The sequence below is a fragment of the Acinetobacter sp. LipI_19 genome (assembly GCF_058242925.1).
This window is the reverse complement of sequence record NZ_JBZAYK010000011.1, coordinates 1-3,774: the sequence shown is the minus strand read 5'-3', so window position 1 is coordinate 3,774 and position 3,774 is coordinate 1. Positions and strand designations below refer to the sequence as shown.

Sequence of the window (3,774 nt, the reverse complement as noted above, 5' to 3'; positions counted from 1 at the left end):
ACTAAAGGTTTTGCACCTTCTCCCACGCGCTCCCTGTCGAAGTATGGCGATATCTCTGCGAGGATTGCTCCAACATGCAACTTAACCGACCTATACAACTACTTCCAACGCTCCGCTTATGTGAGATCCCCTGTAAGCGGTTTAGCCTTGCGACTATCGCTACGATGCACCAGTGACACTTATTCCCTCCACATGCACCGCATATCTTCCTTTAAAAAGGACGCACAGAAGTAGATAAAGCTCGACCATTAGGTGCTTATTTGATGATTTAAACTACTGAATTAACGAAGGACTTCAAATTGAGGCTTGTCAAACTAGTTCTTTTCTTTAAAATAGGAACTGGTACTAGCCGTAAGGTGAATATCAGTGTGAGTTGCAAGCTCTGCCGATCTTTCGTTAATTGATGTTGCAAGCATCAAATAACTGTACCCATTGAATTTAATGGAAAAGCCCAATAACTTGCAAGAGTTATTGGGCTTTTCTCTTAAATTTTCAGTTAATTTTAATTAAAATTATAAAGATCTTCCCATAAGACGCAGTAATTTATATAAGTCTTTCCAAATTTCAAAAATATACTGAGTAAAGCCCCAAATGCTTATAGAGTTAATTTCAGACTCCACACTGACTTCCAACTGATATGCATTAGTTTGACCATAAAGTCCTCGACCACAGTACATTTCTACAGGAAACATACTAAAAGAATCAAATGAATCAGAATCTAGAGCTTCACGGAAAACTTTTTGACAATGACTATTAAGTTCCGATTCATCAGTAGAGACGTTATAGGTATTTAAATATCGAATACAGTATTTATCTTGACCTGTCCTTAAAATAAGAATGTCTATATCTAATACTGATACTGTAATATATCCTAAGAGCCCACCACTATGCTCTCGACAAACATTTAACTTCCCAATAATATTCAACTCTTCAAATCTATCAATGAATACATCATGAATCATATCTATTTGTAGATTTGTAGATTCGTTATAGTCAGTTATTGATCTAGGCACTTGCTATTTCCTGTAATAAATAATTAGCATAAAGTCATGCGCACTTTACTATTTATATCTAATATTCGTTAATAATATTTATTATTACATACCAAAATCCATACCTCGATCTTGCTTAGGCCGAGGTTGCTCAATTTCTTTTTGATGTTCTTTTATTTGGACGAGATTTTTTTCAATATCTCTGACGTTTCGAGCAAATTTTGCTGAGCTTTGGTCACTTGTAACGAGACTGAATGCTGTACGGTTGAGATTCTCTCCAATGCTTCTTCGTTGTTGGCTGTAATCTGGCTCATCTCTCGAACTTTGCCATTGATCTGCTCGGTATAGCTCGCTGTACTGCGTTCTAGCTCGTGAAATTGCTTCTGTATTGTCGATAATGATTTCTGTGCTTGCTGTAAGCTCTGCTGATCGCTCTCGATTATCTTTGATTGAGCTGACAAGGCTTGGATAATCTTGGTTTGCATTGTGTCTAAAGCTTGCTGTTGCTTCTGCAATTGCACTTGTTGTTGCAGTAATTGTTGCTGTTGTTCTTCGATGATTCTCAATAATTGTGTTTCTAATTCGGTCATCGTTTAATACCCCATTGGAATCATGTAGCCATTCTGCCATTCGCCTGCTTTCTTGTTGATCTGAATACATAGGCGCTGGGCTTTGCTGTCTGGTCGCTTGCAGGTACTGATCATCAAACTGCCCCCCGATCTGTTCAAATGGTCGACCCTCATTTGTTTCTCGTTGATTACGGTATTTAGCGTCTGCATCTCGCTGTACTTGTTTTTGGTGACGAGACCAAGCGAGAAAATCGCTATAAGCAAAATAACTGCTGCTGAAATCAGTCCCATATTCAAAATGGTAAGTTTTTTCTGTACGGCTTGATTCTGGGCTTGCCGTTCTTGGCTCTGTATCTGCTCGTTTAATTGCGTTAAATGGCTCAATTTCGATTGCAGCAAGGCTTGATACTGGCTCAACTGCTTCTCGACCGTCTGGGCGTTGTTTTGAATGCTCTGGGCTATTTTCTCGTCCGACTGTTGGATAGCGGTCGCTGTGATATTGGCTCTTGTGGTCAAGCTGTCTCTGATACTCTGTGACGTTTGCTCGATACCGCTCAGAAGCTGTTCCTCTGTATTCTTCAATTCGTTGTTGTACTTCTTGTCGATATTCGCCAGTAGCTCTAAAGCCTTGCTCATAAATCTCGCCCTCTAAACGGATGGGACGTTTTGCGCCCTCATACGGGTTTTCAATGGATATGGAGTTTTTTACTTGTCGAGTGACATTGATTTGATTCGATTCAAGCCATTGCACCAATTCTTGCCGATCGGCAACTTCCCCATTAGAAACCGCTCGGTAAACACATTGATGTAACTGTTCTTTAAAATCCTTAATATCTTTGGGCAGGTTCTTTTTATTTAAAAATAGCTGTCGATGCTCAGGATCATCGGGGTCATACAGTGAATGTTCAGTATTGGTGATCTGCTTAAATAGATCGACTCGATCTAAATCGACTGGCGCATAGAATGGCTGTAATCGTTTTCCTGTTGAAAGCTCAACATTAGGAATCACAAAATTGAGCTCAAGCCTTGTCTCACCTGTGTCCTGATTAACTTTGTCTTGATGCTGTACCCATAAAATTTGATATTGGTCTTTATCTAGTCCTGGAAATAAACATTCCTCAAAATTTTGCATGATTTTCTGTTTATCCTGGTCAGATAAATCATGCTCATAAAAGGACAAACAACCACTGGTATATTTTTTGGCAAAAGGACTGCTATCAATGAGTTGGGCTGTCAGTTCTACATCACCGCTGAGCACTCGTGCATGTTCACGCTCTCGATCTTCACCCAATAAGTAATCGAGACAACCTTTAGATAAACCTGAACCATGCCGAAAGAAATCAACGATCATCTGGACGTAACTCCCGAAGCTGTTGATCAATTGAAATCAATAAATGAAGTAATTTCACTTTATCGAAAGCACCAGTACCCGCAATATCTGTATTTACTGCTTTGGCAATCTGATTCACATTATTACCAATCCGACTAAGTTCTAAAATTAATGTTCGCTCTGTCTTGTTATACGAAGATTCAACAACCTTTGTTGCTTTAATTTTTTGGTCATCTTCTGCTTTCGAGTTATGAATTTTAGTAGCTTTCTCGATTGCTGCTTGTCTAAGTAATTTTGCAATCGAACCATAAGGATTATTGGAATCAAGCAATTGATACTCTGATTCTGAAAGTCTGACTTTAAAAGTTCTCTCTCGAATGGCTTTACCATGCTTATGATCTTGTTGTTCCTGTCCTGACATTTCAATCTACCCTGCTTTGGCTTTTGTAAGCTTTAAATTGGAAAATCTTTGATTTTGCGGTTTAAAGCTTTTCGGGGGTATCGGGGGTGAAGCCCCTGATCAAGGTCACAGACTATCACTGTTTAACGTAGTTAAATAGGGGTAGCTGTGTATCCTTGCTTATTTAAAAATGGGCGAATGTAATCAATACAAATAAATCAAATGACACCGTATATAAACCCTAATAAGTATTAGCATGAATCTTATAAAAAGAAAGGTACTCAACTCTTTCTCACCGTCCCCACACCCCTCGCTTTGCTCGGGCTGATGGTGAACGTTGAGAGAGTTTCGGCAATACTTTCCCTAAGGGTCGCTGATTTAAAATCAACGTCCCTTAAGTATTGCCGATTAACCTGTAACTGGGCTGACGGAGCCACGCATCGGTCGTATCCGCACATGGTTTTGCTGACCATGCAGACAAGG

The 3,774-nt window shown here is 39.5% G+C and carries 3 protein-coding genes; all 3 read right to left on the bottom strand.

The features are described from left to right. Positions 1–512: 512 nt before the first annotated feature. The 3 genes from AC4CVF_RS22245 to AC4CVF_RS22235 all read right to left on the bottom strand — a co-directional run bounded on the left by AC4CVF_RS22245 (position 513) and on the right by AC4CVF_RS22235 (position 3,312). Positions 513–1,013, bottom strand: coding sequence for a hypothetical protein (locus tag AC4CVF_RS22245; protein WP_490789992.1), 501 nt, complete (start codon positions 1,011–1,013; stop codon positions 513–515). A gap of 84 nt (positions 1,014–1,097) precedes the next feature. Continuing rightward, entirely contained in the window at positions 1,098–2,912 is a 1,815-nt protein-coding gene (locus tag AC4CVF_RS22240; protein ID WP_490789991.1) for a relaxase family protein, read from the bottom strand. Beyond that, positions 2,902–3,312, bottom strand: a complete 411-nt coding sequence (locus AC4CVF_RS22235; protein ID WP_490789990.1) for a MobC family plasmid mobilization relaxosome protein — start codon at positions 3,310–3,312, stop codon at positions 2,902–2,904. Before AC4CVF_RS22235 ends, AC4CVF_RS22240 begins: the two co-directional genes overlap by 11 nt. Positions 3,313–3,774 lie beyond the last annotated feature (462 nt).